Origin of the sequence: Comamonas granuli NBRC 101663 (assembly GCF_000739995.1) — a bacterium.
Lineage (GTDB): Bacteria > Pseudomonadota > Gammaproteobacteria > Burkholderiales > Burkholderiaceae_C > Simplicispira > Simplicispira granuli.
On record NZ_BBJX01000001.1, the window covers coordinates 243995 to 268093 of the forward strand.

At 68.2% G+C, this 24099-nt stretch carries 23 protein-coding genes; 13 read left to right on the forward strand and 10 right to left on the reverse strand.

What is annotated here, in order from left to right:
* Positions 1–19: 19 nt before the first annotated feature.
* Both glyQ and CGR01S_RS01115 read right to left on the reverse strand, forming a co-directional pair.
* Positions 20–925 carry a glycine--tRNA ligase subunit alpha gene (glyQ, locus tag CGR01S_RS01110; RefSeq protein WP_042421509.1) on the reverse strand — a complete coding sequence of 302 codons (906 nt, stop codon included), beginning with the start codon at positions 923–925 and terminating at the stop codon, positions 20–22.
* Positions 926–1160: 235 nt separating this feature from the next.
* The gene (locus CGR01S_RS01115) at positions 1161–2249 is read right to left on the reverse strand and encodes a type II asparaginase (protein WP_042421511.1); all 1089 of its coding nucleotides are present in this window, start codon (positions 2247–2249) and stop codon (positions 1161–1163) included.
* A 144-nt stretch (positions 2250–2393) separates the two neighbouring features.
* Here CGR01S_RS01115 and CGR01S_RS01120 point away from each other — a divergent pair, with 144 nt between their 5' ends.
* Positions 2394–3302 carry a LysR family transcriptional regulator gene (locus CGR01S_RS01120; RefSeq protein WP_042421513.1) on the forward strand — a complete coding sequence of 303 codons (909 nt, stop codon included), beginning with the start codon at positions 2394–2396 and terminating at the stop codon, positions 3300–3302.
* A gap of 68 nt (positions 3303–3370) precedes the next feature.
* Here CGR01S_RS01120 and fabB read toward each other — a convergent pair whose 3' ends face one another.
* From fabB to CGR01S_RS01140, 4 genes are all read right to left on the reverse strand, one after another.
* The gene (gene fabB, locus CGR01S_RS01125; RefSeq protein WP_042421514.1) at positions 3371–4594 is read right to left on the reverse strand and encodes a beta-ketoacyl-ACP synthase I; all 1224 of its coding nucleotides are present in this window, start codon (positions 4592–4594) and stop codon (positions 3371–3373) included.
* Positions 4591–5112, reverse strand: a complete 522-nt coding sequence (gene fabA, locus CGR01S_RS01130) for a 3-hydroxyacyl-[acyl-carrier-protein] dehydratase FabA (protein WP_042421516.1) — start codon at positions 5110–5112, stop codon at positions 4591–4593. The genes fabB and fabA overlap by 4 nt, the downstream gene beginning before the upstream one ends.
* Before the next feature lie 85 nt (positions 5113–5197).
* Complete coding sequence (gene lnt, locus CGR01S_RS01135) at positions 5198–6784, reverse strand: apolipoprotein N-acyltransferase (RefSeq protein ID WP_042421518.1); 1587 nt, start codon at positions 6782–6784, stop codon at positions 5198–5200.
* A complete protein-coding gene (locus CGR01S_RS01140) occupies positions 6781–7656 on the reverse strand; it encodes a CorC family transporter (RefSeq protein WP_042421520.1) in 876 nt (291 codons plus the stop codon). The genes lnt and CGR01S_RS01140 overlap by 4 nt, the downstream gene beginning before the upstream one ends.
* 245 nt (positions 7657–7901) lie before the next feature.
* Here CGR01S_RS01140 and CGR01S_RS01145 point away from each other — a divergent pair, with 245 nt between their 5' ends.
* Complete coding sequence (locus CGR01S_RS01145) at positions 7902–9506, forward strand: methyl-accepting chemotaxis protein (RefSeq protein ID WP_042421522.1); 1605 nt, start codon at positions 7902–7904, stop codon at positions 9504–9506.
* 54 nt (positions 9507–9560) lie between these two features.
* Positions 9561–10154 carry a chalcone isomerase family protein gene (locus CGR01S_RS01150; protein WP_042421524.1) on the forward strand — a complete coding sequence of 198 codons (594 nt, stop codon included), beginning with the start codon at positions 9561–9563 and terminating at the stop codon, positions 10152–10154.
* Positions 10155–10202: 48 nt separating this feature from the next.
* Here CGR01S_RS01150 and CGR01S_RS01155 read toward each other — a convergent pair whose 3' ends face one another.
* Both CGR01S_RS01155 and CGR01S_RS01160 read right to left on the reverse strand, forming a co-directional pair.
* The gene (locus tag CGR01S_RS01155) at positions 10203–10934 is read right to left on the reverse strand and encodes a GNAT family N-acetyltransferase (protein ID WP_084690506.1); all 732 of its coding nucleotides are present in this window, start codon (positions 10932–10934) and stop codon (positions 10203–10205) included.
* Positions 10935–11023: 89 nt separating this feature from the next.
* A complete protein-coding gene (locus CGR01S_RS01160) occupies positions 11024–11506 on the reverse strand; it encodes an Lrp/AsnC family transcriptional regulator (protein WP_156967476.1) in 483 nt (160 codons plus the stop codon).
* A 152-nt stretch (positions 11507–11658) separates the two neighbouring features.
* Between CGR01S_RS01160 and CGR01S_RS01165 the strand changes: the two genes are divergently transcribed.
* The 4 genes from CGR01S_RS01165 to phhA all read left to right on the forward strand — a co-directional run bounded on the left by CGR01S_RS01165 (position 11659) and on the right by phhA (position 15942).
* Positions 11659–12591: an esterase/lipase family protein gene (locus CGR01S_RS01165; RefSeq protein ID WP_042421529.1), complete on the forward strand. Its 933-nt coding sequence runs from the start codon at positions 11659–11661 to the stop codon at positions 12589–12591.
* A gap of 20 nt (positions 12592–12611) precedes the next feature.
* A complete protein-coding gene (locus CGR01S_RS01170) occupies positions 12612–13577 on the forward strand; it encodes a lipase secretion chaperone (protein ID WP_042421531.1) in 966 nt (321 codons plus the stop codon).
* A gap of 153 nt (positions 13578–13730) precedes the next feature.
* Positions 13731–14885, forward strand: coding sequence for a 4-hydroxyphenylpyruvate dioxygenase (gene hppD, locus CGR01S_RS01175; RefSeq protein WP_042421534.1), 1155 nt, complete (start codon positions 13731–13733; stop codon positions 14883–14885).
* A gap of 169 nt (positions 14886–15054) precedes the next feature.
* Positions 15055–15942, forward strand: a complete 888-nt coding sequence (phhA, locus tag CGR01S_RS01180; RefSeq protein ID WP_042421536.1) for a phenylalanine 4-monooxygenase — start codon at positions 15055–15057, stop codon at positions 15940–15942.
* 22 nt (positions 15943–15964) lie between these two features.
* On the opposite strand, the gene CGR01S_RS01185 is transcribed toward phhA, so the two are convergent.
* Positions 15965–16903 (reverse strand): esterase/lipase family protein, encoded by a 939-nt coding sequence (locus CGR01S_RS01185; RefSeq protein ID WP_084690507.1) that lies wholly within the window; start codon positions 16901–16903, stop codon positions 15965–15967.
* A gap of 81 nt (positions 16904–16984) precedes the next feature.
* On the opposite strand from CGR01S_RS01185, the gene CGR01S_RS01190 reads away from it, so the two are divergent.
* The 4 genes from CGR01S_RS01190 (at position 16985) to msrA (ending at position 21065) form a co-directional block, all read left to right on the forward strand.
* A complete protein-coding gene (locus CGR01S_RS01190; RefSeq protein ID WP_042421538.1) occupies positions 16985–17737 on the forward strand; it encodes an FFLEELY motif protein in 753 nt (250 codons plus the stop codon).
* Positions 17738–17797: 60 nt separating this feature from the next.
* Complete coding sequence (locus CGR01S_RS01195; RefSeq protein ID WP_042421540.1) at positions 17798–19477, forward strand: AMP-binding protein; 1680 nt, start codon at positions 17798–17800, stop codon at positions 19475–19477.
* An 88-nt stretch (positions 19478–19565) separates the two neighbouring features.
* Positions 19566–20495, forward strand: coding sequence for an MBL fold metallo-hydrolase (locus CGR01S_RS01200; RefSeq protein ID WP_042421541.1), 930 nt, complete (start codon positions 19566–19568; stop codon positions 20493–20495).
* A 21-nt stretch (positions 20496–20516) separates the two neighbouring features.
* Positions 20517–21065, forward strand: coding sequence for a peptide-methionine (S)-S-oxide reductase MsrA (gene msrA / locus CGR01S_RS01205; protein WP_042421543.1), 549 nt, complete (start codon positions 20517–20519; stop codon positions 21063–21065).
* 11 nt (positions 21066–21076) lie between these two features.
* On the opposite strand, the gene CGR01S_RS01210 is transcribed toward msrA, so the two are convergent.
* Complete coding sequence (locus CGR01S_RS01210) at positions 21077–23062, reverse strand: lytic transglycosylase domain-containing protein (protein WP_042421545.1); 1986 nt, start codon at positions 23060–23062, stop codon at positions 21077–21079.
* 14 nt (positions 23063–23076) lie between these two features.
* Between CGR01S_RS01210 and CGR01S_RS01215 the strand changes: the two genes are divergently transcribed.
* Both CGR01S_RS01215 and CGR01S_RS01220 read left to right on the forward strand, forming a co-directional pair.
* Entirely contained in the window at positions 23077–23649 is a 573-nt protein-coding gene (locus CGR01S_RS01215; protein WP_042421548.1) for a 5-formyltetrahydrofolate cyclo-ligase, read from the forward strand.
* Between the two features lie 165 nt (positions 23650–23814).
* Positions 23815–24099: a DUF4148 domain-containing protein gene (locus tag CGR01S_RS01220; RefSeq protein ID WP_042421550.1), complete on the forward strand. Its 285-nt coding sequence runs from the start codon at positions 23815–23817 to the stop codon at positions 24097–24099.

Here is a 24099-nt window from a genome sequence, read left to right on the forward strand (position 1 = left end):
GTGGTGCTTCCTGCTGCGCTCAGGCGGCCTTCTTGGGCATCTGTGCGACCCACTCGCGCGGCGCCATGGGAAAGCCCAGGCGCTCGCGGCTGTCGTAGTAGGCCTGCGCCACGGCGCGCGCCAGATTGCGGATGCGGCCGATGTAGGCGGCGCGTTCGGTCACGCTGATCGCGCCGCGCGCGTCCAGCAGGTTGAAGGTGTGCGCGGCCTTGAGCACCTGCTCGTAGGCGGGCAGCGCGAGCTGCTGCTCCATCAGGTACTGGGCCTGCTTTTCGTGCGCCGCAAAGGCCTGGAACAGGAAGTCGGCGTCGCTGTGCTCGAAGTTGTAGGTGGACTGCTCGACCTCGTTCTGGTGGAACACGTCGCCGTACTTCAGGCCCGGCGCATAGACCAGGTCGTACACGTTTTCCACGCCCTGCAGGTACATGGCCAGGCGCTCCAGGCCGTAGGTGATCTCGCCCGTGATGGGCCGGCAGTCGATGCCGCCGACCTGCTGGAAGTAGGTGAACTGCGTCACCTCCATGCCGTTGAGCCACACCTCCCAGCCCAGGCCCCAGGCGCCCAGCGTGGGGTTCTCCCAGTCGTCCTCGACGAAGCGGATGTCGTTCTTCCTGAGGTCGAAGCCCAGGGCTTCGAGCGAGCCCAGGTAGAGCTCCAGGATGTTGCTGGGTGCGGGCTTCAGGACCACCTGGTACTGGTAGTAATGCTGCAGGCGGTTGGGGTTCTCGCCGTAGCGGCCGTCCTTGGGGCGGCGGCTGGGCTGCACGTAGGCGGCCTTCCAGGGCTCGGGGCCGATGGCGCGCAGGAAGGTGGCGGTGTGCGAGGTGCCCGCGCCCACTTCCATGTCGTAGGGCTGCAGAAGGGCGCAGCCCTGGGCGTCCCAGTAGGACTGCAGCTTCAGAATGATTTGCTGGAAGGTCAACATGAGGTCTTGGGCGCTGGCAGGGCCAGGGCCGGCAATGGGCAAAGAGGTATCGGCAACGGAAACCGCTGGCATGGCCCATTCCGCAGGAATCAGGCCATTGCGGCACGGAACCCGTGATTTTACGGCGCACTGCCACGCACAAAGGCCGGGGCCCCTGGGGGAGCCCCGGCCTGGGCCAGCGGCAGGGCGTGCGCTGCGCTGCGGGGCACGGCGGGCGCACACCCAGCGGATCGGATCAGTATTCCCAGAAGATGCGCTGCAGCTCCTGGCTGTCCTGGGTCTTGGTCAGAGCCACCATGGCCAGGATGCGGGCCTTCTGCGGGCGCAGGTCATGCGCCACCACCCAGTCGTATTGGTCGTCCGGCTGTTCGGCATTGCGGACGACAAAGCCATCGGGCACACGGGCCGCGCGGATCACCTGCACGCCCTGGGCACGCAGGGCCCGGAGCGCGCCCACTGCCTGCGCGGCCACCGAGCCGTTGCCCGTGCCTGCGTGGATCAGCGCCCTCACGCCCGCCTGGCCGTAGGCCTCGATGGCGGTGGTGTTCATGTGGCCGTAGCCGTAGACGATGTCCACGGCCGGCAGGGCCTGGATGTCGTCGATGTTGAACTCTGATTGCATGGTGTGCCGCTTGACGGGTGCACGGAACCAGTAGTTGCGGCCTTCCACCACCATGCCCAGCGCGCCCCACTGGCTCTTGAAGGCTTCGGTCTTGATGTTGATGGTCTTGCTCACATCGCGGCCGCTCTGGATCTCGTCGTTCATGGTGACGAGAACGCCTTTGCCCGCGGCATCCTGGCTGGCAGCCACGCTGACGGCGTCGTACAGGTTCAGCGCGCCGTCGGCGGACAGGGCGGTGCCGGGGCGCATGGAGCCCACCAGCACGATGGGCTTGCGGGTGTGCACGGTGAGGTTCAGGAAATACGCGGTCTCCTCCAGCGTGTCGGTGCCGTGGGTGATGACGATGCCGTCCACATCGGCCTGCCTGGACAGGGCCGCCACGCGCCGGCCCAGTTGGAGCAGGTGTTCGTTGGTGAAACTCTCCGATGCGATCTGGAACACCTGCTCCCCCGAAACCCGGGCCAGACGGGCGAGTTCGGGCAGGCCCGCCAGCAGCTTGTCCACCGGCACCTTGGCGGCGGCATAGGTAGCGCTGTGGACGGCCGAGGCACCGGCCCCGGCAATGGTGCCGCCGGTGGCCAGCACCACCACATGGGGCTTGGCGGCCTGGGCCAGGGCCACGGTGGACAGGGCGGAAAGCACCACCCCCGCAAACCAGCGGCGGGGGATGGACGAGGGGCGAGAGGAAGAGGAAATGTGCATGAACTGGTCTCCGAATCGTTCTTCAGGTGCCACCCGTTTGCCGAAAGGCCGGCGTCGGGCGGTAGGGCATGGTATGAGAAGCAAATGCACAGATAAATGGAATAATTGCCATTACCCTATGAATCAAATTCACACCCCGGCACGATGAACCTGCGCCAGATCGAAGTCTTCCAGGCGGTGCTGCAGACCGGCAGCATGAGCGCCGCCGGGCGCTTGCTGTGCATCACCCCATCGGCGGTCAGCAAGGCCATCGCGCACACCGAGCTGCAACTGGGCTACCGGCTGTTCGAGCGCACCCCTGCGGGCCTCACCCCCACGCCGGAGGCACAGGTGCTGGCGGTGGAGTCCGGCAACATCCACCGCCAGCTCGACGCCCTGCAACGCACGGCACGCAACCTGGCCACGGCAGAACTGGGGGAGGTGCGGCTGGCGGCGATCCCGTCCGTCAGCCACGAGTTCCTGCCCGCCCTGCTGTGGCGGCACGCCCAGCTTCACCCCCAGGTGGGCGTGGAGGTGCGCACCATCCACCAGGACCAGATGACCCAGGCGCTGCTCACGCGTGGCGTGGACTTCGGGCTGGGCTTTTTTGAACACCCGCACCCGCAGATTCACAGCGACCTGCTGGTCAGCGGCCGCCTCTGCATGGCCGTGGCGCGGGCCGTGTGGGAGCGCGCGCCCCGCGCTGCCAGCATGGCCGCCCGGCTGGCCCGGGTGCCCGCCATCCGCCTGGTGGGCGAGGACCCGATGCGCCACGCGATAGACGCCACGGCCCAGCGCCTGGGCACGCCGGGCAACCCCGCCATCCAGGTACAGACCTCGCGTCTGGCGCTGGAGCTGGTGCGTCTGGGCATGGGCTGGACGGTGGTGGACTTCCTCACCGCCATGCGGCTGGACCAGGCCCACACCGTGGCCCTGGAACTGCCCGATGTGCCGCCCGTGTCGCTCTACAGCTACCGCGCCAGCGCCCACCCGCCCGGGCTGCATGCCACACGCATGCTGGCCATGCTGCCCGGGCTGCTGCACACGGCACTGTCGCCGCGCCCGCAGCGATGACGGCATGAAAAAGCCCGCCGCCGCAAGCGCGGGGGCGGGCCTTCAGGCCAAGCGCGCGTGCTGCGCGCTCAGGCGCCCTGCCAGCGGCGCAGGACCAGGCTGGCGTTGGTGCCGCCAAAACCGAAGCTGTTGGACAGCACGGTGGTGAGCAGCGCATCGCGCGTCTTGGTGACCAGGGGCATGCCGCCGAGCAGCGGGTCGGGCGTCTCGACGTTGATGGAGCCGGCGATGAACTGCTTGCCCAGCATGATGAGGCAGTAGATCGCCTCCTGCACGCCCGTGGCGCCCAGCGAGTGGCCGGTGAGCGACTTGGTGCTGGAAAACGGCGGCACGGTGTCGCCAAACACGGCCTGCATGGCACGCACTTCCTGCATGTCGCCCACGGGCGTGGAGGTGCCGTGGGTGTTGATGTAGTCGATGGGACCGTCCAGCCCTTCCAGGGCCTGGCGCATGCAGGCAATGGCGCCGTCGCCCGAGGGGGCGACCATGTCCTCGCCGTCGCTGGTGGCACCGAAGCCCACGACCTCGGCCAGGATGGTGGCGCCGCGCTGTTCGGCATGCTCCAGGCTCTCGAGCACCACGGCGCCGCCGCCGCCGGCGATCACAAAGCCGTCGCGGTTCGCGTCGTAGGCACGCGATGCCTTCTCGGGGGTGGCGTTGTACTTGCTCGACATGGCGCCCATGCCGTCGAACAGCAGCGACATGCCCCAGCTCAACTCCTCACCGCCGCCGGCAAACATCACGTCCTGCATGCCCCAGGCGATCTGCTGCGCCGCAGCGCCTATGCAGTGCGCCGAGGTGGAACAGGCCGAGGTGATGGAGTAATTGATGCCCTTGACCTTGAAGTTGGTCGCCAGGCAGGCCGAGACGGTGGAGCTCATGCAGCGCGTGACCTGGTAGGGCCCCACGCGGCGGATGCCTTTGTCGCGCAGGGTGTCCGCGGCCTCGATCTGGTGGGCCGGCGAACCGCCGCCCGAGCCCATGATGAGGCCGGTGCGCGGGTGGCTGACCTGCTCGGGGGTGAGGCCGGCCTGGGCGATCGCGTCTTCGAGGGCGATCTGCGCGTAGGCGGCCGCATCGCCCATGAAGCGCAATTGCTTGCGGTCGATGCGCGCCTCGACGTCGATATGGGGCACACCGGCGACCTGGCTGCGCAGGCCCATCTCGGTGAACTTCTCCACCGCCTGGATGCCGCTCCGGCCCTCGCGCAGGGCGGCCTCGACGGTGGCCAGGTCGTTGCCAATGCACGAGACGATGCCCGCGCCCGTGATGACTACGCGCTTCTTGGTCATGCCGCTTCCTTGCTGTCGCCCTCGCGCAGGAACAGACCCACGCGCAGGTCATTGGCCACGTAGATTTCCTTGCCGTCGGCGAGCAGGCGCGCGTCGCCGATGGCCATGTTGAGCTTGCGCTTGATGACGCGCTTGATGTCGATTTCGTACCGCACGAGCTTGACATCCGGGCCCACCTCGCCGGTGAACTTGACCTCGCCCGCGCCCAGCGCGCGGCCCCGGCCCGGCAGGCGCAGCCAGGTGAGGTAAAAGCCGATGAGCTGCCACATGGCGTCGAGCCCCAGGCAGCCGGGCATGACCGGGTCGCCCTGGAAATGGCAGGCGAAGAACCACAGGTCGGGCCGCACGTCCAGTTCGGCCTCGATGCGGCCCAGGCCGTGGGCGCCGCCATCGCTGTCGATGTGCGTGATGCGGTCGAACATCAGCATGGGCGGCAGCGGCAGGCGCCCGCTGTCGGGACCGAAAAGCCGGCCCTCGCCCGAGGCGATCAGTTGGTCATAGGAAAAGGATTCGGCCATCGTCAGTCGTGCTCCGCGCTGGCGGCTGGGGCCGCCGCCGTTGGTTTCATCGAGGGTCCCGCAAGGGATGTGCAACAAACGCCCATTATCCCGTATGCCCCGGCACAGCCCGGCGCCGCCCGCGCGCGGCCCAGGCCGCCAGCAGCGCCAGGGTGCCCAGCCCCCACAGGGGCCACAGCCCCCAGCGCCCCGCCCACCGGGCGTAAGGCGTGGGTGGGCCGTCGCGCCCCTGGACCTGTCCGGTGAGCATGCCGCGCTCGTGGCGCGCGAACTGCTGCACGACCACGCCGCGGTGGTCGATGATGGCCGTGGCGCCCGTGTTCGTGGCGCGCACCATGGGGCGCTCGAACTCCAGCGCGCGCATGCGGCTGATCGCCAGGTGCTGGTCTATGGCCAGCGTGTTGCCGAACCAGCCGATATTGCTCAGGTTCACGAACACCGTGGGGGCCGCCGCCGCGCCCTGTGCGAACTGCGCGGCCAGCTCTTCGCCGAACAGGTCCTCGTAGCAGATGTTGGGCGCCAGGCGCTCGCCGCGCCAGGCGAAGGACGGCTGTACCAGTGCGCCACGGCGGAAGTCCCCCAGCGGGATGTGCAGCAGGTCGGTGAACCAGCGGAAGAAGGGCGGGATGAACTCCCCGAAGGGCACGAGATGGTGCTTGTCGTAGCGGTAGGGCCGCTCCTGCCCCGGGCGCAGGCCGAGCACGGAATTGGTGTAGCCCTGCTCCATGCTGCCCAGCGGCATGCCCAGCAGCGCGGCCCGGCCCTCCGCGCCGTAGTGGCTGGCGAGGTCTGCCAGGTAGCCTTCGGGCAGTTGCGCAGGCAGCAGAGGCAAGGCGGTCTCCGGGGCCACCACCAGGGCCTGGTGCGGCTGCAGCAGGCGCTCGCGGTACCACTGCAAGGCCATGGGCACGCCCGAGCCGGGCTGGAATTTCTCGTCCTGCGGGATATTGCCCTGCAGCAGCACCAGCGGCAGGGGCGCACGCGGCGGAGCCTGCGGCGCACGGCAGTCCTGGACGGCGCAATCGCGCTGCAGCGCCGCCGCACCCAGCAGGCCCGCCAGCAGCAGCGCCAGCGCCCAGGCGCGCCCGCGGTGCAGGTCCGGCACCCGCGCCTGGGCCAGCAGCATGGCCAGGAAGGCGGCCACGGCCCCCACGCCATAGACCCCGCCATAGCGCGCCAGTGCCGCCAGCGGGCCCTGCACATGCGCATAGCCGCCCGCCCCCCAGGGGAAGCCCGTCCACCAGGTGCCGCGCGCCAGCTCTGCGAGCAGCCAGAGCGCAGCAAAAAAAAGAGCGCCTAGCGCCCTGTTGGCGGGCCTTAGAGCCCAAAACAGTCCTGAAACCACTGCATAGTAGCTGCCCAGGAAAAGCGCCAGCACCAGCACGGCCGCCACGGCCAGCGGTGCCGCCAGACCGCCGTAGATATGCATGGAGATGAACAGCCACCAGAACGTGCCCGCGAGCCAGGCCGTGGCGAAGGCCCCGCCCATCCAGGCCGCGGCGCGCCAGCCCGGCGCCCTGTGCAGCAGGCGCGCAAAGACCACGAGCGCCGCCACCTGCAGCCACCATGCGGGCTGCCCGCTGCCCGGCAACGCCAGCGCCGCGGCCTGCGCCAGGCCCGCGCACAGCGCCAGCGGCACGGCCCGCCGGCTCCAGGGGGCGGTGGTGCTCATCCGGTGCCGGATGCGGAATCCTGGGGCCGGGGTTCCACCTTGAACCAGCGCACCGCCCCGCCCTTGGTGTGCAGCACGACGAATTGCAGCCCACACAGCACGAGCTGCTCGCCGCGCTTGGGCACATGCCCCATCTCGTGCGCGATGAGGCCGCCGATGGTATCGAACTCCTCCTCGGGGTCACTGCCCGCCAGGTCCACGCCAAAGGCCTCGGCCACGCGCTCCACGGGGGTGTCGCCGCTCACGCGGTAGGTGTGGTCGGCCAGGGCGAAGATGTCGCCCTCGTCCTCGGGAATGTCGAACTCGTCCTCGATCTCGCCGACGATTTGTTCGAGCACGTCCTCGATGGTGACGAGACCGGCGACGCGGCCGAACTCGTCGATGACCACGGCCAGGTGGTTGCGGTTGCCGCGGAACTCGCGCAGCAGGTCGTTCAGTCCCTTGCTCTCGGGAACGAACACCGCCGGTCGCAGGAGCGCGCGCACATTCAGGTCCGGCGAGCGCTGCAGCTTGAGCAGGTCCTTGGCCATGAGGATGCCGATGATGTTCTCGCGCTCGCCCTGGTACACCGGAAACCGCGAATGCGCGGTGTTGATGATGAGCTTGAGCATCTCCTCATAGGGCGCATCGATGTCCACCAGGTCCATGCGCGGCGCGGCAACCATCACGTCGCCCGCGCTCATGTCGGCCATGCGGATCACGCGCTCGAGCATGACGCGCGACTCGGCGCCGATCACTTCGTTGCTCTCGGCCTCGGCCAGGGTCTCGATCAGCTCTTCGGCCGAGTCCGGCCCCGGGTGGATGAACTCCACCAGTTTTTGCAGGAGCGTGCGCTTGTCTTCGGGGGGACGCGCAGGGTGCGGTTCTGACACAGCCTTGGACGCAGGACGTGCGGTAGTGGAACAGACCCCGAGGATAACGGATTGCCCGCGGTGCCGGCACGGGCAGCGGATGGCGCCGCAGCACGCGGTCTGCTAGGGTGTGGGCACGGCGTCTCGGTTCTTGCAACAGCAAGGGATTTCCCGGGCGCCAGAATGTAAATAAACGTTAACATTTATCGGCACGCAACGGGACCACCCGGCTGCGGCCATGGGACTGCATAGGAGGCGCGCCGCACATGATCGCATCTGGCATGGGCCTGGGCAAAAGGCTCACACTGAGTTTCACCGTCGTCATCGCCTTCATGGCCCTGGTGTCCATTCTGGCGTCCCTGCGCATCCAGGGCCTCAACGCCGAGATCGAGGCGCTGGTCAAGGACCGTTATCCCAAGACCAATGTGGCCAACCACATCAAGGACCAGATCAACGAGATCTCGCGCAGCATGCTGGGCGTGCTCATCATGACCAACCCGGCCCAGGTCAAGGCCGAGATCGAGCACATCGGCAAGATCGACGCTGCCAACAACGAAGCCATCGCCCAGTTGGAGCGCATCATCACCGACGAGCAGGGGCGCGCGCTGCTCAAGGCCATCATCGAGATCCGCGACAAGTTCCGGCCGCTGCAGGGCGACTTCGTGAAGCTGGTGCAGGAGGACGCGAAAGACGAGGCACAGCTCAAGTACCTGTTCTCGATGCGGCCGCTGCAGAAGCGGTATTTCGACGCACTCGACGGCTTCGTGCAATACCAGAACAGCCAGATGGAGAGCGCGGGCGACGTCTCGGCCCAGGTGGCGCGCCAGACGGTGCTGCTCATCAGCGTGCTTGCCGTGGCTGCGGCCGTGGCCAGCGCAGTGGTGGGCCTGCTGGTCACGCGCAGCATCGTGACGCCGCTGAACCACGCCGTCACCGTGACGCGGCGCGTGGCGGCCGGCGACCTGACCAGCGCCATCGAAGCGGGTGCGCAGGACGAAGTGGGCCGCATGATGCAAGGCCTGCGCCACATGAACGACAGCCTGCGCCAACTCGTCAGCGAGGTGCACTCCAGCTCCCACACCATCGCCTCCGACGCCCAGGAGATCGCCGCCGACAACAGCCTGCTCAACGACCGCACGCAGGAACAGGCCCAGTTGCTGCAGGAAACCGCCTCGGCCCTGCACGACCTGACGGCCATCGTGCACCACAGCGCCGACAGCACCCAGGAGGCGGGGCGCCTGTCGACCACGGCCTCCGATGTGGCCGAACGCGGCGGCCAGGTGGTGGCCCAGGTGGTGCAGACCATGGGCGCCATCCACGGCTCGTCGCGCAAGATTGCCGACATCATCGGCGTCATCGACGGCATCGCGTTCCAGACCAACATCCTCGCGCTCAATGCCGCCGTCGAGGCGGCGCGCGCGGGTGAACAGGGCCGTGGCTTTGCCGTCGTGGCGTCCGAGGTGCGCAGCCTGGCCCAGCGCTCGGCCACGGCCGCCAAGGAGATCAAGCAGCTCATCGACGACTCCGTCGCCAACGTGGAAAACGGCCACCGCCTGGCCGGCCAGGCCGGTTCGACCATGACCGAGGTCGTCGAGAGCGTGCAGCGCGTGAACACCATCATGGGCGAGATCACGCGCGCCCACCAGGAGCAGAATTCCAGCATCGCGCGCGTGAACCAGTCCATCGGGCACCTCGAGGAGGTGACGCAGCACAACGCCGCCATGGTGGAAAAGGCCGCCCAGTCCGCGCAGTCCATGCACAATGAGGCCCACCACCTGGCCACCGCCATCCGCCGGTTCAAGCTGGGTGCCGAAGGCCCGGTGCCGGCAGACCAAGCCGCGCCCGGCGCCCTGCCCGCCCTGCCGTGCTAGCGCGACTGCTGGCACGCCCCCGTTCACTGCGTAGCGATTTTCAGGAGATCACACATGTCATTTCGGGCCGCCTTCCAAGCGACTCTTGCCGCCACCGTTCTGTCTGCAGCCTGTGCCTTTGCGCCCCTGCATGCCGCCGAAGTCGGCGGGGTGAAGATCGAGGACACCGCCACCGTGGCAGGCAAGAACCTGGTGCTCAACGGCTACGGCATGCGCCAGATCTTCGTCGTCAAGGCCTACGCCGCCGCGCTGTACCTGACGGAGAAGAAGGGCAGCGCAGCGGACATCCAGGCCATGACGACGCCCAAGCGCGTGGCACTGCACATCCAGCGCGAGATCAACAGCGACGAGTTCGGCCAGCTGTTCATCACCTCGATGAACAAGAACTCGACCAAGGAGGAAAAGGCCAAGGTGGTGAACCAGACCGTCAAGTTCGGTGAAATGTTCGCCAGCCTGGAAAAGGTCAAGAAGGGTGACGTGGTCACGCTCGATTGGGTGCCCGACAAGGGTACCGTGAGCACACTCAACGGCAAGCAGATCGGCGAGACACTGCCCGACATCGCCTTCTACAACGCCGTGCTGCGCATCTGGCTGGGTGACAGCCCAGTGCAGAACGACCTCAAGCGCAGCCTGCTGGGCGAGAAGTAAGCCGCACCACGCGCGGGCCCGCCGGGGAGCGCGCGGCCCGCGCCGGCTTCAGCCGCCCTGCATGCTCAGGGCCTTGCGCACGCTCTCGCCCATGTCGCGCACGCCGGCAAGAAACATCTCCCACTGGCGCGACTGGCGCTTGAGCTGGTAGTCGACCTCGGCGTACTGCTGCTCGATGAGCTCGGCCATGCGCGAGTCCAGGCTGGGCGGCGGCAGCGCCAGAAAGGCCTCAGACTCGCTGCCATCGCACTGCACCCGGGCGCCCGCGTTGCGTGCAATGCGCAGCATGGCCGTGTTCTCCGACAAGGCATGGATGTAGACCATGCCCACCCCGGCATTGCGCGCGTGCATGATGGCACGGTCGAACAGCCGCGCGCCATAGCCGCGCCCGCGCGCCGCTGGCGAGACGGACACGCCGAACTCCGCGCTGTGCGGATGCCCGGGCAGCGGCGCGTAGGCCAGGTGCGCCATGGCGACCAGATCCAGACGGCGGTTGTAGATGCCGTAGATGTCGTCGCGCGCGAAATCGAGCTGTTCCACGTAGCGGCGCACCTGCTCGTCGCTCGCGGCATAACCGAAGCGCAGGTAGCGGTCGCCCGACTCGAGCGCCAGCAGATGTGCAGCAATACGCTCGCGGCTGCTGGGCGCAAGCGCGCGTATGGGCACCATGGGGTGCCACGCGCCCGCCGCGGCAGGCGCCGCAGGCACGGACGCGGGCGCCGGAGGTCCGGATTCCAGGGCGCCTAGGGCTGCGTCAAGCCATTCATTGCGGTGGGTCATGCCGCAAATATAAGGGTTTTCCCGAATAACGCAAGCGCCTTTGCTGCAATGCAGCATCCGGTGCGGGCTCCACCGGCCCGCACCGCGCTTCAGACGGGCACCGCAGTGGTCGTCTTCACGCGATCGAGCACGAAGCTGGTCTTGCAGTCCTGCACGCTGGGGTGCTTGAGCAGGGTGTCCATGATGAAGCGGCTGTAGTGCGCCATGTCGGCCACCACCACGCGCAACAGGTAGTCCATCTCGCCGGTGAGCGAGGCGCACTCGACCACCTCGGGCCAGGTCTGCACGCTGGCGCGGAACAGATCCATGGGGTTGCGCTTGTGGCTTTCGGTGTGTTTTTCGAGGCGTACGTTGAGGTAGGCCGTCAAACCGAGGCCCACGGCCTCGGGACGCACCAGGGCCACGTAGCGGTCGATCACACCGCTGTCCTCCATGCGCTTGACGCGGCGCAGCACCGCACTGGGCGACAGACCCACCTGCTCGCCAATCACCTCGTAGGTTTCGCGCCCGTTCTCTTGCAGGCAGCGCAATATGGCCCGATCCAGCTTATCCAATGCGTCGTTGGTATTCATGACGCAAATTTTACGCAGAAAAACCGCATTGGAACGCATTGTTTTTGCTCATAGGGTATGCACCGATGGCTGTGAAACCACCGTCGTCAGACAATCTTTTTTGCAAAAACGCACGATCGTTCGTTTTTCGCACCATACCTAGGAGACAATCCATGATCGGTTTCGTCCGCCGCGCGCTGCGCGGCCTCGCTTTCGCGTGCGCCTCCCTGGCCCTGCTGCACAGCGCGCATGCGGGCACCTACACCCAGACGCGCTACCCCATCGTGCTCGTGCACGGCCTGTTCGGCTTTGACTCCGCGCTGGGGGTGGACTACTTCTATGGCATCCCCGAGGCCCTGCGTCGCGACGGCGCCAAGGTGTACGTGGCGCAGGTGTCGGCCGCCAACAGCACCGAGGTGCGCGGCGAGCAACTGCTGGCGCAGGTCAAGAACATCCTCGCACTCACGGGCGCACAGAAGGTCAACCTCATCGGCCATTCGCACGGCGGCCCGACCACGCGCTATGTGGCAGGCGTGGCTCCGCAACTCGTGGCCTCGGTGACCTCGGTGGGCGGCGTCAACCGCGGCTCGCGCGTGGCCGACATCCTGCGCGGCGTCGCACCGGCCGGCAGCGTGAGCGAAAGTGTCGCCAACACGGCCGCCTCGGCCCTGGTCACGCTCATCAACCTGGTGTCCGGCGGCTCCCGCCTGCCCCAGATGCCCACCGCCGCACTCGATTCGCTCACCACCGCCGGATCGGCCAAGTTCAACCAGCGCTTTGGCGCTGGCGTGCCCACCAGCGGCTGCGGCAACGGCGCCGAGCTGGTGAACGGTGTGCGCTACTACTCCTGGACCGGCACCCGGACCCTGACCAACGTGCTCGACGTGAGCGACGCCCCCCTGGCCCTCATGGGCGTGGTGTTTGGCGAGGCCAACGACGGCCTGGTCTCGGCCTGCTCGTCGCGTCTGGGCAAGCACCTGGGCGACTATTCGCAAAACCACCTGGACGAGGTCAACCAGTTCCTCGGTCTGCGCGACTGGTTCGCCACCGACCCCGTGACGGTGTACCGCGACCACGCCAACCGCCTGAAGAACCTGGGCCTCTGACCCCCGGCCCGCCACCGCCCATGCGTCGCAGCACCATCGCCTGGGTCGGTGCCGGCCTGCTCGCCGCCGCAGCAGCCCTGTGGTGGCTGCAACCGGACGGGTCTGCCGCCAGCGCCCCCGGCAGCGGCGCGGGCGCACAGACCGGCCCCGTCGCCAATGGCCGGCCGCTCGCCACGGACGCGGTGGGCGGCGCAGGCAGGCAGGGCAATGGCGCATCCGCCCCTGGCAGCGCAGGCGCCGACCCGCTGCTCACCCCCGGCCTGCGCGACGCCATCGAGGCGCTGCTGCATGCCGCGGGCGAAGCCCCCGACCCCGAAACGCTCAAGCAGCGCATCGCCGCGCTGGCGGGCCAGCACTTTGCGCCCGAGCTGGTCACGCGCGCACTGGCCCTGGCCGGGCGCTACGTGGACTACCGCGTCGCCCTGGGCCAGCTCAAGCCGCCGGCCGACGCCAGCGATCCGCGCGCCCTGCGCACCGCCGCCGAGCAGCGGCGCACGCTGCGCCTGCGCTATTTCGACGGTGACGAGTACGATGCCCTGTTCGGCCAGGAGCAGTTGCTCGACGACTACATGCTGGCGCGCCTGGAGATCGAGCGCAACAGCGCACTCGACGCCCCCCAAAAGCGCCTGGCATTGGCCGATGCCGAGGCGCAACTGCCGCCGGCCTTGCGTGCCGCACGCGCCGAATCCGTGGCCCATGTGGCTGCGGCGCAGCAGACGGCCGCCTACGACGCACAGGGGGTGGACGACGCCACCCGCTTCGCCCAGCGCGCTGCCACCCACGGCGCCGAGGCCGCCGGGCGCCTGGCCCGCCTGGACCAGGAGGAACGCGCCTGGAACGCCCGCCTGGACCAGTACCAGCAGGCGCTGAACCAAGGCCAGGAGCCAGCGCGGCTGGAGCAACTGCGCCACCAGCTCTTCTCGCCCGAGGAGCAATTGCGCATCGACGCGGCGCTGGCGTTGCGCCAGAACACCGGGGCGCGCTGAAACCCTGCATACGCACACCCCTCACGTGCGCATGGCCTTGCGTTGACGCAAATTTCCTGCGTATACCCATGCACAGAGAAGGTAATTTGCGCAAATATTGAGCTCCGTCAAACCTACAGTGCGGGACTGGCATCCACACACGACGGAGACACCATGAACGCAGCGCTGCCCGAGCAGGCACAGAACGACATCGCCGCATGGGACAACCCCATGGGCACGGACGGCTTCGAATTCATCGAATACGCCGCTCCCGACCCGGCGGCCATGGGCCGGGTGTTCGAGAGCATGGGCTTCAGGCCCGTGGCGCGACACCGCCACAAGAACGTGCTGCTGTACCGCCAGGGTGGCATCAACTTCATCGTCAACGCCGAACCCGACAGCTTCGCCCAGCGCTTCGCGCGCCTGCACGGGCCCAGCGTCTGCGCCATCGCCTTCCGCGTGCACGACGCCAAGGCCGCCTACGAGCGCGCCGTGTCGCTGGGGGCCTGGGGCTATGCCGGCAAGGCCGGCCCGGGCGAGCTGAACATCCCGGCCATCAAGGGCATCGGCGACAGCCTGATCTACTTCGTGGACCGCTGGCGCGGCAAGGGCGGCGCGCAGCCCGGCGACATCGGCAACATCGGCTTCTTCGACGTGGACTTCGAGGCCCTGCCGGGCGTGAGCGCGGAGGAGGCGCTGCACCCCTTCGGCCACGGCCTGACCTACATCGACCACCTCACGCACAACGTGCACCGCGGGCGCATGGCCGAGTGGGCCGACTTCTATGAGCGCCTGTTCAACTTCCGCGAGATCAAGTACTTCGACATCGAGGGCCAGGTCACGGGCGTCAAGAGCAAGGCCATGACCAGTCCCTGCGGCAAGATCCGCATCCCGATCAACGAGGAAGGCAAGGACAAGCCCGGCCAGATCCAGGAGTACCTGGACATGTACAAGGGCGAGGGCATCCAGCACATCGCCATGGGCTCAGACGACCTCTACGCCACGGTGGACCAGCTGCGCGCCAGCGGCGTGCGCCTGCTCGATACGCCCGACACCTATTACGAACTGGTGGAAAAGCGCATTCCGGGCCACGGCGAGCCGCTCGACGCCCTGCGTGAGCGCAAGATCCTGATCGACGGCAAGAAGGATGCGCTGCTGCTGCAGATCTTCAGCGAGAACCAGCTCGGCCCCATCTTCTTCGAGTTCATCCAGCGCAAGGGCGACGACGGCTTCGGCAACGGGAATTTCAAGGCGCTGTTCGAGTCCATCGAACTGGACCAGATCCGGCGCGGCGTGCTGCAGGCGCCTGCAGGAGCCACATCCCCCTGAGTCGCCTGCGGCGCCTTCCCCCTTCTCTCGAATGGCTGCGCCATTTCGGGAAGGGGGACGCTCCCAGCGCGGCGGGGCGGCCCTTGCGCGGGAGCCCTGGCCTGGGGTGCGCCAGTGGCATGCGCCGTGAATGGTGCATGCACCCTGAAATACAGAAAAAGGAGACACCATGGCCGTCGAACCTGTCGTCTATGGAGCCAGTGAGCGCCCCCCGCGCGGCGACTATGCGCGCGCCAATGCGGACTACACCTGCGCCCAGGACTGGGCCGCCTACACCGCCCGGGGCCACGACACCTACCGGCGCCTGTACGAGCGCCAGAGCGCGCAGTTGCCCGGGCTGGCGAGCGAGGCCTTCATCGCCGCCCTGCCCTCGCTGGGCGTCAAGGACCACATCCCGCGCTTCGAGGAGATCAACGAGCGCCTGTACCGCGCCACGCGCTGGGAGATTGTGGCGGTTCCGGGGTTGATCCCCGAAGTGCCATTCTTTACGCTGCTGGCGAACCGCCAATTCCCGGTGACGGACTGGATCCGCACGCCCGAGGAGTTCGACTACATCGTCGAGCCCGACATCTTCCACGACCTGTTCGGCCATGTGCCGCTGCTGTTCAACCCGGTGTTCGCCGACTACGTGCAGCGCTACGGCCAGGGCGGCCTCAAGGCGCATGCCCTGGGCGCCTGCGAAATGCTCGCGCGCCTGTACTGGTACACCATCGAGTTCGGGCTGATCCGCGAGCCGGCCGGCCTGCGTGCCTACGGGGCGGGCATCCTGAGTTCGTCGGGGGAGCTGCCCTACGCGGTGCAAAGCCCCGAGCCGCAGCGCCTGCCGCTGCAACTGGAGCGCACCATGCGCACGCGCTACAAGATCGACAGCTACCAGCAGACCTATTTCGTGATCGACAGCTTCGAGCAGTTGTTCGACATGACGGCGGCCGACTTCGCGCCGATCTACGAACGGCTGCGCAGCCAGCGCGCATTTGCCGCCAACGAGCGCGCGCCGCTCGAGGACGCGGACACCGCAGAGGGTTTTGCCAGCTTCCGCTGCGTGCTCGAGCGCTGAGATCGCACACACGCGCTCAGGCTCAGGCGGCATCCTGCTGCAGCAGCGCCAGGCAGGCCTGCACCACCTCGGGGTGGCAGGCCATTTCCACATGGGCCACGCCGGCGATGAAATGCTGCCGCGCACCGGGCAGCGCAGCCGTACGTGCCGGAAAGACGATGTTGTCGCAATTGGAATACCAGCAGGAAAAAGCCTGCGCCCGGCTGGCAGGCTCATCGAGCTGCAGGCGCTGCAGCCAGGGGCTGGCCAGTTGCATCTGGCGCCCATTGGCTGCGCGGCTCCAGCGCCCCAGCCAGGTGCCGCCATGCGGCGTGCCCAGGGTGACGACATGGTGCACGCGGCTGTCCGCCTGCTGGGCACGCAGCCAGGCGCGCGTGGCCAGACCGCCCATGCTGTGGGCAATGATGACGGGCGCCATGCCCGTGGCCTGGGTCACGCGGCGCACGGCGTCCTCGATGGCGGGCACATAGGCGTCGATGGAGCCGAACACGGGCTCCAGGTTCACCGCCACATAGGCATGGCCACGCGCGCGCAGCAGCGGCATCCAGGGTAGCCACAGCCCGCGGTTGCACAGAAAGCCATGCACCAGCACCACGCCGCGCCGCCCCGTGGGCGCCTCGGGCAGCCAGTCGGCCACGGACTGGCTGCGCAGCGGCTGGCGCCAGCAGAACACGGTGAAGAAGCAGCGCGTCTCGGCCGCCAGCGCGCGCAGCACCTGCCCCAGACGGGCGCGGGGCGCGGCGTCGCTGCGGTTGACCGCGTGCATCAGGACAAACGGCAGCGCCATGCCCACGGCCCAGAACAGCAGGGCCAGTGCCAGGCCCTGGCAGGCCAGCGCGGTGCTCTGCGCCCCGGCCCACAGCACCCAGGCCAGCAAGCCCAGCAGCGTGGCGCCCAGGGCCGTGGCCTGCAGGCGGGCCAGCGCACCTGCGGGGTGCCGGGGAGATTCGGTAGTTTTCATGCGGACATTGGAGCGGGCGCAAAGGCGGGCCCGGCGTTTTTGGGTGTAATGCACGCAGCATAGAACATCGCCTTGAGCCCCATGGACGCCGCCGACACCATCCGCCAGTGCATTGACGAGGTCACCACCCAGCGCCAGCGCTGTCTGGACGACCCCGCACTGGACGGCGCGGTGCGGGCCGTCAAGCAGCTGCAGTCGCGCCGCTTTGCCGGCACCTACGCCGACCTCATGGACGACCCGCTCTACCGCCAGGCCACGCGCTTTTTCCTGGAGGAGCTCTACAGCCCCGGCGACCACAGCGACCGCGACGCGCAGTTCGGCCGCATCGCGGGCACGCTGCAGGCGGTGTTCCCCCAGGCCGTGGTGCAGACGGCCACCGACCTGGCCCTGCTGCACGCGCAGACCGAGCGCCTGGACTACGCCATGGGACAGGCCTGGCTGCACCTGCCCGCCACGCATGCGCACGCGCCCTCGGACGCGCCCCGCTACGTGGCCGCCTGGCGCGGCGTGGGCGAGCGGGCGGCGCGCGGGCAGCAGCTTGCCAGCGTGATGAAGCTGGGCGAGGACCTCACACGCTTCACACGCATGCCCGGGCTGCGCATGATGCTGCGCATGATGCGCGGCCCGGCTCAGGCGGCCGGCCTGGGTGCGCTGCAGCACTTCCTGGAGTCGGGTTTCGACACCTTCGGCCAGATGGCGCGCCAGCGCGGCGCCGTGGAGCATTTCCTGGCCACGGTGCATGAGCGCGAGGCGGCGCTCATGCAGGCCCTGTTCGACGGCGACCCTGTCGCCTGCGGGACGCAATTGGGCGCCACCCTGGGACTTGCCCGGTAACCCGTGCCGCGGGCTTGCGCACAGAATCAGGTTTTTGCTTTTTTGACCCCTGAAGAACGCATGGACAAGATCTGGCTCAAGAACTATCCCCCGGGCGTGCCGCACGAGGTGGATCCCACGCAATACCGCTCGGCCGCGCACCTGCTCGAGGAGGCCATGCAAAAGCACGCGGCCAGCCCGTTCTCGGTGTGCATGGAGCGCTGGATGAGCTATGGCGAACTGGAGCGCCATTCGGCCGCGCTGGGCGCCTGGCTGCAGGGTCAGGGGTTGGAGCCGGGCGCGCGCGTGGCCATCATGCTGCCCAACGTGCCGCAGTTCGCCGTGAGCATGGCGGCCGTGCTGCGCGCGGGCTACACCTGCGTGAACGTCAACCCGCTCTACACCGCGCGCGAGCTCGAACACCAGCTCAAGGACTCAGGGGCGACCGCCATCGTCATCCTGGAGAACTTCGCCCATACGCTGGCCGAGGTCATCGAGCACACCAGCGTGAAGCATGTGGTGCTGGCCTCCATGGGCGACCTGCTGGGCCCCTGGTATGGCCGCTGGATCACCTTCGCCGTGCGCCATCTGGCCAAGATGGTGCCGCCCTTCGAGCTGCCGCTCGCGGACGGGCGGCAGGTCATCCCGTTCAAGCGCGCGCTCACGCTGGGCGCACGCCGCAAGCTCCACCCCAGCCAGGCGACGCTGGACTCCATCGCCTTCCTGCAGTACACGGGCGGCACCACGGGCCTGTCCAAGGGCGCGGTGCTCACGCATGGCAACATCGTGGCCGCCACGCTGCAGGCCGAGGCCTGGTTCACCCCGGCGCTGGCCCGGATCGGCGACGTGACCAAGGCCAACAGCATCGCCGCGCTGCCGCTGTACCACATCTTCGCGCTCACGCTGTGCCTGCTGGCCATCCGCCAGGGCTCGCGCCTGACGCTGATCCCCAACCCGCGCGACATCCCGAAGTTCGTCGAGGTGCTGAAAAAGCGCCCCTTCCACATGCTGCCCGCGGTCAACACGCTGTTCAACGCGCTCCTGCAGAACACGCAGTTCCGCGCGCTCGACTTCTCGCACCTGTGCGTCTCGCAGGCCGGCGGCATGGCGGCGTCCGAGGGCACGGCGCGCCAGTGGCAGAAGGTCACGGGCAGCACCATGATCGAGGGCTGGGGCATGAGCGAGACCTGCGCCATCGGTACCAACAACCCGGTGAGCAACACCACGTTCTCCGGCACCATCGGCCTGCCGCTGCCGGGCATCGACATCGCCATCAAGGACGACGAAGGCCACAGCCTGCCCGTGGGCGCCGCGGGCGAGATCTGCATCCGCGGCCCCAACGTCACGCCGGGCTACTACCACCAGCCCGAGGATAACGCCAAGGCCTTCACCGCCGATGGCTTCATGCGCACGGGCGACATCGGCGTCATGGACGCGGACGGCTACACGCGCATCATCGACCGCAAGAAGGACATGATCCTGGTCAGCGGCTTCAACGTCTTCCCCAACGAGATCGAGAACGTCATCTCCACCTGCCCCGGCGTGATCGAGTGCGCGGCCATCGGCGTGCCCGACGAGAAGCAAGGCGAAGCCGTCAAGGTGTTCGTGGTGCGCAGCGATGCCTCGCTCGAAGAGAGCGACGTGATGCGCTTTTGCCATGAGAACCTCACGGGCTACAAGCGCCCCAAGTACATCGAGTTCCGCGACGATCTGCCCAAGTCCAACGTGGGCAAGATCCTGCGGCGCGAGCTGCGCAAATGACCGTCATGCCCCCTGTGCCGCACCCATGGCATATGCTGTGCACGGTGCGACACGGGGCCACTGGTCATTACTACTGATTTAATAGCTTATGGCGCTTCATCCATCGGCCCTACCGCCCGAAATCACCGTATTCGAACGGGGCTGGCTGTCGTCCAACAACGTGCTGTTCACGGGGGCACGCTCGGGCACGGCGCTGGTGGACACGGGCTACTGCACGCATGGCGGGCAGACGGTGGCGCTGGTGCGCTCGGCCCTGGACGGGCGGCCGCTCGAGCGCATCCTCAACACCCACCTGCACAGCGACCACTGCGGCGGCAACGCCGCGCTGCAGGAGGCCTGGCCCGGGGTGCACACGGCCATCCCGCCCGGGCAGGCGGCGCTGGTGCGCGACTGGGACCCCTACGCCCTGAGCTACACGCCCACGGGCCAGGACTGCCCGCGCTTTCGCTGCGATGGCGTGCTGCAGCCCGGCACCGAGGTGCTGCTGGGCGACCGCCCCTGGCAGGTGCACGCCGCGCCGGGGCACGACCCGCACTCCATCATCCTGTTCGAGCCGCAGGAGCGCCTGCTGATCTCGGCCGACGCGCTGTGGGAGAACGGCTTTGGCGTGGTCTTTCCCGAGCTCGACGGCGAAGACGCCTTCGCTGCCGTGGCCGATACGCTGGACCTGATCGAGCGCCTGGCGCCGCGCACCGTGATCCCGGGCCACGGCCCGCTGTTTCACGACGCGCCGCGCGCGCTGGAGGCGGCGCGCCGGCGGCTCGACGGCTTTGTGCAAAACCCCCTCAAGCACACGCAGTACGCCGCCAAGGTGCTGCTCAAGTACAAGCTGCTCGAATGGCAGCGCATCCGCATGGCAGACCTGCGCGCCTGGACGCTGGCCACGCCGCATTTCCGCACCATGCACCAGCGGCATTTCGGCGGCCAGGACTTCGATGCCTGGCTGCAGGGCCTGGCGCAGGACCTCGTGCGCTCGGGCGCCGCGCGGCACGAGGGCGACTGGCTCGTCAATCTGTGAACCCCTCTTGCGGAGTGCCCCATGCAGACCGCCCCCGTTGAAACCATCACCCTGGCGGGTGGGTGCTTTTGGTGCACCGAGGCCGTCTTTGCCCGCGTGCGCGGCGTGGTGGACGTGCAAAGCGGCTACGCCAACGGCCATGTGCCGGCCCCCACCTACGAACAGGTCTGCACCGGCAGCACAGGCCACGCCGAGGCGGTGCGCGTGCGCTTCGACCCTGCCCAGGTCAGCCTGCGGGAACTGCTGGAGATCTTCTTTGCCACGCACGACCCCACGACGCTCAATCGCCAGGGGCACGATGTGGGGCCGCAGTACCGCAGCGGCATCTACACCACGCACCCGGAACACGAGGCGGTGGCCCGTGCCCTGCTGCAGGAGCTGCAGGAGGGCGGGCACTTTGCCGCGCCCATCGTCACCGAGCTACAGGCCCTCACGGCCTGGTGGCCGGCCGAGGACTACCACACGGACTATTTCAACCAGCACCCGCACCAGGGCTACTGCGCCGCGGTCATCGCCCCCAAGCTGGAGAAATTCCGCGCCACTTTTGCGCGCCTGCTCAAGAGCGATTGAACCGGCGGGGCTCAGGGCAGGTCGCTGTTGACCTCGGGCTCGGCCGCGCCGCGCGGGCCGATGGTGCCCAGGCGTGCCTTGAGCGACTGCGGCTGGCCGGTGATGAGGGCGGCGTAATTGGTGGTGTTGGCCAGCACCTTCTTGACGTAGTCGCGCGTCTCGGCGAACGGAATGTTCTCGGCCCAGATGGCGGCGTCGAGCACGGGGCCGTTGCGCCAGTTGCGCGGGCGCCCCGGCCCGGCGTTGTAGGCGGCCGCGGCCATGGGCATGGAGCCGCCGAAGTCGTCCAGCGCCAGCTTGAGGTAGGCCGTGCCGATGGCGATATTCGTGTCGCGCTCGTTGAGCTGGTCGGTGCTGAAGCCCGCGATGCCGATTTTCTTGGCCGTCCAGCGCGCCGTCGCGGGCATGACCTGCATCAGGCCCGAAGCCCCGACATGCGAGCGTGCATCCATGATGAAGCGGCTCTCCTGCCGGATCAGGCCGTAGACGTAGGCCGGGTCCAGGCCGATGGCGCGTGCGCGCGCCAGGACCGCATCGTGGAAGGGCATGGGAAAGCGCTGCGCCATGTCGATGCTGGTGCGCGTGCGCTCGCTGGTGTTGATGCAGCGGTCCCACACCTGCTGCTGGCAGGCGAAATCGGCCGCGGCGAGCAGATCGCGCTCACCCATGCCGCCGTTCTGGTGCAGATTGGTGCTGTAGTTCCATTCGCGCACCCCCTCGGCGCGCAGGCCGATGAGGATGGCGTACAGGCCGCGGTTGAGGCCCGGGTGGGCCCGGGCGCGCGCCTTCTCCTCCTCGGTCAGGGGCGCGGGGGGCGGGGGCAGGCTCACGCGCTGGCCCAGCTCCTCCAGCGCCAACTGCTCGTAGAAGCCACGCGTACCCGCAATGCCCTCCAGCAGGCGCTGGGCCTGGGCCCGGTCGGCCTCGGCGGGGCGGCCCGCGAGCAGCGCGCGGGCCTTCCAGTACACCCAGGTGCTGTCCTGGCGCGCCTCCTCGCCCATGGCGTCTATGGCCTTGCGCACTTCCTTCCACTGCCCGGCGCGCAGCGCGGTGCGCGCCTTCCAGGCGAGCAGGTCGTCGTTCAGGTCGGAATCGCGCGTGACGTTGGCAAAGTAGCCCATGGCGCTGGCCGACAGCTTTTGCGCCGCGGCCTTGCCGATCACGCCCCAGGCCCAGTTGCGCTCTTCGCTGGAGAGGTGCACGCCCCATTTGTTGTCCAGCAGGTTGGCCGCGCCATCGGCGTCGCTGCCCGCCAGGCGGACCAGGGACAGCAGCACCAGCTCCTGGCGCGCCCGGCCTGCCGCGCTGGAATGGGCGCGCAGGAACTTGGTGGGCGCATCCAGCGCCTCGCGCAGGCGCGGCAAGGCGTCGGGCGCGACGATTTCCACGGCCGCGCGCACCACGCCGGGGCGGTTGGCCTCGACGGCCAGGCGCGCCTTGCGCCAGATGTCGAGCGCGCTGAGCTGCCGGGCCGTATAGAGCTCGCTGGCAGCGTGGGTGCAGCCGTCGTCCTGGTCGCGCTGCGCGTACCAGGCGCGGCGCACCTCGTCGCCCACCTGCGTTGGCGCCTGGCCCTTGAGGGCGTCGATCAGCAGCGCATAGCAGCGCACCTCGCGGTCGTCCTGCATGCGGTACTGGGCGTGCACTTCGGCAAACTGCGCCCAGTCGCGGCGCTGGCCCAGCAGGCGCAGCCAGTCGTTGCGCAGGCGGTCTTCCTGGTAGGTGCCGGCCCAGCGCTGCAGAAAGGACTGCACCTCCTGGGCGCTCGCCTCGTTCAGGCGCGCCTTGAGTTCCCAGTAGGCGGCCCAAGGTTCGAGCGCATGGCCGCGCGCCTGGGGCAGGAGCTGCTCGAGCTTTTTGCGCTCGCCCTTGCGGAAGGCCTGCTGCATGTCCAGCAGCACCTGGTCGCCCTTGCCGGCCTGCGCGGCGCAAGGCAGGGCGGAGAATGCCAGCAGCGCCGAAGCGGCCAGCGGTGTCAGAATCTTCAACCAATGCATGGGGGAATTATGTGATGGACAAGACAGCCCTGCGGCGCGCCCTGGTAGAGCAACGCCTGAACCTGCCCGACCGCCTACAGCGCGCCGACGCGCTGCAGCAAATCATGCGCATCTGGCTCATCCACCGCCCTGACACAGTGATCGGCGCCTACTGGCCCATCAAAGGGGAATTCGACCCTCTGCCGGCCCTGCACCGCTGGAAGGAAGACGGTGAGCTGCTGGACGAGCCGCTGCGCCGCCGCATCGGCCTGCCCGTGATCAACAAGCAGCACAAGACGCTGACTTTCCACGCCTGGTACCCCGGCTGCCCCATGGAGGAAGACGCCTACGGCATCCCCAAGCCCAAGGACACCGAGCTCATCGTGCCCACGCTGCTGTTCGTGCCCTGCGTGGGCTATGGGCCGGGCGGCTACCGCCTGGGCTATGGCGGCGGCTTTTACGATCGCACCCTCGCCACGCTGCAGCCGCGCCCCTTCACCGTGGGCCTGGGCTATACCCACGGCTACCTCGACGAGTTCCTGCCCGAGCCGCACGACCTGCCACTGGACGCCATCCTGAACGACAACGGCGTGGTCTGGCCCGTCTGAGTATTCAGCCTTTATTAGTCACGAATATGGAACAGTTAGTTGTTTTTTGGCTTGTTTATCAATCATTCGAGGCGATTTAAAGTTGAGTCCATGGTGAAGACGCCGCATTGCAAGGCCCTCGCCACAGGTCTTTTCCCTTTATTCGTCACTTCCGAAGGACACGCCATGAACGCTACCGCACGCACCCTCTCCATCGCCGCCGTCGCCGCCCTCGCCTCTTGGGGCGCCCAGGCCAATGATCTGTATGGCACCAATTTCGAAGCCGGTGTCCAATCCACCCGCAGCCGCGCCGAGGTGCGCACCGAAGCCGCCCAGGCGGTCACGCAGTTCAAGAACTTCGTGGCGGTCGACGCGAACGCCGCGCCCTCCACGCTGGACCGCGCCAGCGTGCATGAGCAAGCGGTACAGGCCGCACGCCTGCGCCAGATCGCCATCGGCAACCGCGGCTGA